The 6000-nt window shown below is 72.3% G+C and carries 4 protein-coding genes and 1 tRNA gene; 1 reads left to right on the top strand and 4 read right to left on the bottom strand.

Translation table 11 applies throughout. The annotated features are described in order from the left end of the window. Positions 1 to 174: 174 nt before the first annotated feature. Positions 175 to 1632: a catalase gene (locus ACFXMF_RS20640; protein ID WP_360308341.1), complete on the bottom strand. Its 1458-nt coding sequence runs from the start codon at positions 1630 to 1632 to the stop codon at positions 175 to 177. A gap of 123 nt (positions 1633 to 1755) precedes the next feature. Between ACFXMF_RS20640 and ACFXMF_RS20635 the strand changes: the two genes are divergently transcribed. Further along, positions 1756 to 2172, top strand: a complete 417-nt coding sequence (locus ACFXMF_RS20635) for a Fur family transcriptional regulator (protein ID WP_360308338.1) — start codon at positions 1756 to 1758, stop codon at positions 2170 to 2172. Positions 2173 to 2187: 15 nt separating this feature from the next. On the opposite strand, the gene ACFXMF_RS20630 is transcribed toward ACFXMF_RS20635, so the two are convergent. The 3 genes from ACFXMF_RS20630 to ACFXMF_RS20620 all read right to left on the bottom strand — a co-directional run bounded on the left by ACFXMF_RS20630 (position 2188) and on the right by ACFXMF_RS20620 (position 5675). Beyond that, positions 2188 to 3123 (bottom strand): hypothetical protein, encoded by a 936-nt coding sequence (locus ACFXMF_RS20630; protein WP_360308335.1) that lies wholly within the window; start codon positions 3121 to 3123, stop codon positions 2188 to 2190. A 409-nt stretch (positions 3124 to 3532) separates the two neighbouring features. Further along, complete coding sequence (locus ACFXMF_RS20625) at positions 3533 to 5458, bottom strand: tetratricopeptide repeat protein (RefSeq protein ID WP_360308332.1); 1926 nt, start codon at positions 5456 to 5458, stop codon at positions 3533 to 3535. A 140-nt stretch (positions 5459 to 5598) separates the two neighbouring features. Beyond that, a tRNA-Met gene (locus tag ACFXMF_RS20620) sits at positions 5599 to 5675 on the bottom strand. Positions 5676 to 6000: the final 325 nt, after the last annotated feature.

The raw sequence follows: 6000 nt of genomic DNA, 5'->3' as shown, positions 1-6000 counted from the left end.
TACCTTGTTTTTGTGGTGGGCTGCTTATTTTTTTTTTATGACCCCGCCCACACCCCCCCGTGTTTTGGTTTTTTGGTGGGGGGGGGGCGCGGGGGGCCCCCCCGCCCCCCCGCGCCGACACCGCCCGGCACCGATTCGCGGCTCAGGTACCGGGCGGCGGTTCTCGGGGGGTGGTCAGGCGCGCAGGTCCTTGACGGCGGCGGCGATCCGGTCGCCGTAGCCCTGGTCGGCGGCCCGGAAGTGCCCGACGACCCGGTCGATGATGTCGTCTCGGGAGACCTGGGCCAGGAAGCCGGAGATGTTGGCCACCAGCCGGGCCTGCTCGTCCGCCGCCATCAGCCGGTACAGGTTGCCGGCCTGCACGTAGTCGTCGTCCTGGGCGTGCGCGGGGGCCTCGTGGGTTCCGGTGACACCGGCCACCGGGGTCGCCGCCCACAGCGGCAGGCCGCTCTCGTACGGGCCGCCGAAGCTGTTCGGCTCGTAGTTCTTGGCCCGCCCGCCCGGGTTGGTCGCCATGTGGCCGTCCCGACCGTGGTTGCGGGCGACGGTGGCGTGCGGCGCGTTGACCGGGAGTTGGGTGTGATTGACGCCCACCCGGTAGCGGTGTGCGTCGGCGTAGGCGAACAGCCGACCCTGGAGCATCTTGTCCGGGCTGGGACCGATGCCCGGCACGAAGTTGGCCGGGTTGAACGCGGCCTGCTCGACCTCGGCGAACACGTTCTCCGGATTGCGATCCAGCACCAGCCGGCCGACCTCGATCAGCGGGTAGTCGGCGTGCGGCCACACCTTGGTCAGGTCGAACGGGTTGAACCGGTAGGTCGCGGCCTCCGCGACCGGCATGATCTGCACCTTGAGCGTCCACGACGGCGCGGCTCCCGCGTCGATCGCGGCGAGCAGGTCCCGCTGATGCGAGTCGGGGTCGGTGCCGGCGAGCGCGGCGGCGGTGTCCGCGGTCAGATTCCGGATGCCCTGGTCGGTCTTGAAGTGGTACTTGACCCAGAACGCCTCGCCCTCGGCGTTGACCCACTGATAGGTGTGCGAGGAGAAGCCGTCCATGTGCCGGTAGGACGCGGGGATGCCGCGGTCGCCGAACAGCCAGGTGACCTGGTGGATGGCCTCGGGCGAGTGCGACCAGAAGTCCCAGACGTTGTCCGCCTCCTGGCTGCCGGTGTACGGGTCGCGCTTCTGGGTGTGGATGAAGTCCGGGAACTTCAGCGGGTCCTTGATGAAGAACACCGGGGTGTTGTTGCCGACGAGGTCGTAGTTGCCCTCCTCGGTGTAGAACTTCACCGCGAAGCCGCGCGGGTCGCGCACCGCGTCCGCCGAGCCGAGGTTGCCGGCGACGGTGGAGAAGCGGGTGAACACCTCGGTACGCCGGCCGGGTTCGCCGAGGAAGTGCGCCCTGGTGAACCGGGACAGGTCGGCGGTGACCTCGAAGTAGCCGAACGCGCCCGAACCGCGGGCGTGCACCACCCGCTCCGGGACGCGCTCCCGATTGAACCGGGCCAACTTCTCGATCAGGTACTGGTCCTGGAGCAGCAACGGCCCGCCGGGGCCCGCGGTCTGGCTGTTCTGGTTGTCGGCCACCGGTGCGCCGGATTCGGTGGTCAGCGTGTTCGGCTGCTGCGACATGGTTTGCGTCTCCCCTGGCGTTGCTCGTGCCGTGGTCAGGCACCCAACCTAGGACCAAGTTTGGACTTTGTCCAGAACTATATTTAGACCAGATCCAATCCGGGGACCTGTATCGTCGTACGCATGAGCGACCTTCTGGAACGACTGCGTGCGCGGGGATGGCGCCTGACCGCGCAGCGGCGCGTCGTGGCCGAGGTCCTGAACGGCGACCACGTACACCTGACCGCCGACGAGGTGCACGCGCGGGCGGGCGAACGCCTGCCGGAGATCAGCCGGGCGACCGTCTACAACACGCTGAACGAACTCGTCACGCTCGGCGAGGTGCTGGAGGTGGGCACCGACGGGCGGGCGAAGCGGTACGACCCCAACGCCCGCACCGCGCACCAGCATCTGGTGTGCCGCGTGTGCGGGACGATCCGGGACGTGCATCCGGACTGCGACCCGATCGCGGGCCTCGCCGAGACGGAGCGCTTCGGCTTCGACATCTCCGGCGTCGAGGTCACCTTCCGGGGCGTGTGCCCGGACTGCCAATCGGGCTGAGGCCGAGCCGACCCACTACGTGGGCGTGGTCCGCCGGACCAGGTGGACCGCGCCCGCGCGGGCCGCCCGGCGCAGCGCGGACCGCTCCGCGTCCAGGTGGGCGTGCAGGATGTCCAGGTCGGCGTCCTCGCCGCACTCGGCCAGGCCGAGCAGCATGCCCGGCGAGGGCCGGGTGCGCAGGAAGTCTCGGTACGCGGTGGCCGGATCGGCGCCGCCCGCCGACAGCCGGCGCCGCGCGGCGTCCCGCACCCGGGGCGAGCGATCCGCCAACGCACCCGCGAGTACGGCCGGTTCGGTCCCGGCCGGCAACACCTCGACCGCCCGCTCGCGCACCCGGGGATCGGGCACCCGCAGCAGCCGGATCGCGACGTGTCGGCGCTCCCGGCCGCGCAGCCGGGCCAGCAGGGCGTGTCCGGCCGCGCTCCGGCAGGCATGGTCCGAGTCGCGCAGCGCGATCGCCAACAGCGCGTCCTCGTCCAGGAGTTCCATGCCCAGGCGGCGCACGCTCGGTTGCTCCTCGGTGGCCAACGTGCGCCCCCGCGCCTCCCGGCGCGGCCCGGTGAGCAACGCCTCCCGGTAGGCGGACAACACCCCCTCGGACCGGCTCCGTCCGCGCAGCGCGTCGAGCACGGGCACCACCGCCCGCATCTCGTCCGGCTCGTCGTGCCAACGCAGCGCGGCCAACGCCCGCTCGCGCACCGAGTCCACCCAATCGTCGGTCCGCAGCGCCAGGAACACCGAGGCCAACGGCCCGGGTTCGGCCGCCAAGCGCACCACCGCCTCCTCCCGCAGCCCGCCGTTCTCGTCCAGACTCGTCACCGCCGCAGCCAACGGATGCCGACGCGTACGCAGCAACGTCCTGGCCTCGGCCACCCCGCCGAGCACCCCCGCGACCGCCCGCGGCCGAGCGGCCCGATCCACCCGAACCAGCGCCGCCGCGGACAACCCCATCACCCTCACCGCAGCCGCATCAGCCCCCGCGTCCCCCGCCGCCACCACACTCCGCAGATGAGCCACCACCCGCCCAGCCCCCTCACGGCCCCCGCCCTCCCCGGGCCACTCCCCCACAAAGGCGCCCCCACCGCCCCCGATCCCCCGCCCCTTCCGCAACCAGCCACCCCGCACAACCACCCACCTCCAGCCTCAACCGACCCGGCCCTTGCACACACCCGACCCGACCCCACCGCAACCCGAAGGCCCGAACACAACAAAATCAGCCCGTTCGGCGCTCGAGGACAACCCAGGACGCACGCACACACGGACACTCAACCCCAATCGGCCCGTCCGGCGCTTGACGACAAAGCCGGCCGAGCCACCGGCCCGTCCGGCGTTCGGGGACGCAGCCGACCGAGGCCGACCGTCAACTGGCCAGCGACTCCGCCCGGAACGCGTCCAGCAACCGCTGCGCCTTGGCCGCAACCTCCGCCGGGCCGTGCGCAACCGCCGGTCCACACCAATGCTCCGCGTCGGCCAGGTCCCCACGCCGCAACGCCAACACCACCAGCCGCAACGCCGCCCGCCCGTGCCCCCCACGCGCGGCCACCGTCAACCACGGCTCCGCGCCGTCCGGATCCTCGTGCCGCAGATGCAACAGCGCCAGATTCCACGCCCCGGACACGCTGCCCGCCTGGGCCGCGACCTTGAACCGCCGCGCCGCCGACTTGTCCTCACCCCGCCGCGCGCACAACACCCCGCAGCGCAGCGCCGCCGTCACATGCCCCGCGTCCGCCGCCACCGCGTACCAGCGCTCCGCCTGCTCGGCCGCCCCCGCCTCGGCCAACATCGCCCCGAGCCGAAAGGCCGCGGTCGGTCGATCCGCCCGCGCCGCCGTCTCGTAGGCCCGCGCCGCCCCCTCGGCATCCCCCCGCCGTTCAAGCAACAAGCCCAGTTGCAGCGCCGCGTCCGCGTGCCCCGCCTCCGCGGCCCGCTGCCAGCAGGTCTCGGCGGCGTCGTCCAGGCCGCCGCGCGCGTGCAGGATGCCCAGGTTGTACGAGCCGTCCACGCTGCCCGCCTCCGCGGCCCGCGCGAACCATATCCGCGCCTCCTCGTCGTCCCCGCGCTCCAGCAGCAGCCCCGCCAGCGCGTTGGCCGCGTCCCCGTGGCCCGCATACGCGGCCATCCGGAACCACCGCTCGGCGCCCGGCGCGTCCTCGTGCTCGGCGTGCAACAGGCCCAGATTGAACGCCCCGTTGCACTCGCCCGCCGCCGCGGCCCGTTCGTACCACCGGGCCGCCTCGCTCGACCGCCCGCCGGCCGCGAACCACGCACCGAGCGCGTTGGCGGCCGTCCCGTCACCGGCCTCCGCGGCGACCTGCCACCACCGCACCGCACCCTCGACGTCACCCGCGTCCTGCAACAGGAACCCGAGCGCGCGGGCGCCCTCGGCGTCCCCCTCCTCGGCCGCGAGCCGGTACCACCCGATCGCCTCGGCGGTGTCCCCCGCCCGCTCCAGCGAGGTCGCCAGCCGTACCGCGGCCCGCACGTGGCCGCACGAGGCCGCCCGCAGGAACCACGTCGACGCCGCGCGTTCGTCGTCCCGCTCCTGCCCCATCCTGCCGAGCCGATAGGCCGCCTCGGGGTGCCCGGCCTCGGCCGCCCGGCGATACCACCGCTCGGCCCCGGCCCGCCCGGTCAACTCGAAGAACTCGCCCAGCGTGAGTGCGGCCCGCACATGCCCCGACTCGGCCGCGTTGCGCAGCCAATAGACGCCCTGGCCGGAAAGATCGTGGTGGACACCCATGCTCGCGCCGGCGCCCGCCCGCGCCGCGTCGGCCTGATCCAGCAGCAGCGCGCCGAGCGAGAACGCCGCGATCCGACTGCCCGCCTCGGCCGCCCGGTGCCACCACAACGACGCGGCGTCGTCCCGCCCCTGACGGTGCATCAAAACGCCGAGGTTGGTCGCGGCGCCCCGGTGTCCCGCCTCGGCGGCCCGCCGCAACAGCTCGGCGGCCTCGTCCTGTTCGCCGCGCTCCAGCAACATCAGCGCGAGGCTGTTCGCGGCGGAGGGGCTACGGCCGGCCCGCTCGCGATAGCGGCGTTCGAGTTCGGCCGCCTCGTGCCGATCCAGCGCCTCGTGTCCCTCGACGCTGCCGCTCGGGCTGCGCCGACGCGGCCGGAACGGAACCAGCACGGCATAGTCGTCGGGGTGTGCGGGAGTCGTCGCGGCGGCGGCCCGACCGCGGTCCAGGACCACCGTGTCGGGGCCTTCCGGCACCGCTTCGAAGACGTCGGCCTCCGGCGGTGGGTCGTCCCCCCGCCGTCCGCGATGTCCCTTCCACGCCCCCATGACTCCATCGTGGCATCTCGGGCCACATCCATGCAGTCGCGATTCGGCAACGACGGCCCGACTCCGGACGTATTGTCGTGATACGTCCCATGTCGACGCATGCACGAAGGGCCCGGTCGTAAAGACCGGGCCCTTCGATGTGGTAGCGGGGACAGGATTTGAACCTGCGACCTCTGGGTTATGAGCCCAGCGAGCTACCGAGCTGCTCCACCCCGCGTCGGTAGACACAACTCTACGGCAGCGTCCGAGGGCAGGCAAATCCCTTCGCCCGCACCCGGAACGGCGCCCGGAATCGTCATACCCGACCGGCAGCGCCGCACGCACCGCGCGGACGACCCCCGAGAGCGGCCGAATTCAGACCATGGAGTGAACCTGTTCATCCCGACCCCGATCCCGAATCGATCCCCCTTTGACAGCAATTACCCCTGGTTGACCGGGAGTTCGATTGCGCCACAACGGGGTTCTCGGCCAATCCCGGACACGATCGAATCTCGACATGGGGTCGGAAGCCGTCACGGCGTGCCTCCGATGGGGTACGGTCT

Source organism: Embleya sp. NPDC059213, assembly GCF_042754445.1.
Taxonomy (GTDB): domain Bacteria; phylum Actinomycetota; class Actinomycetes; order Streptomycetales; family Streptomycetaceae; genus Embleya.
The sequence above is the reverse complement of the archived record's forward strand: the minus strand, read 5'-3'. Positions and strand labels throughout refer to the sequence as shown.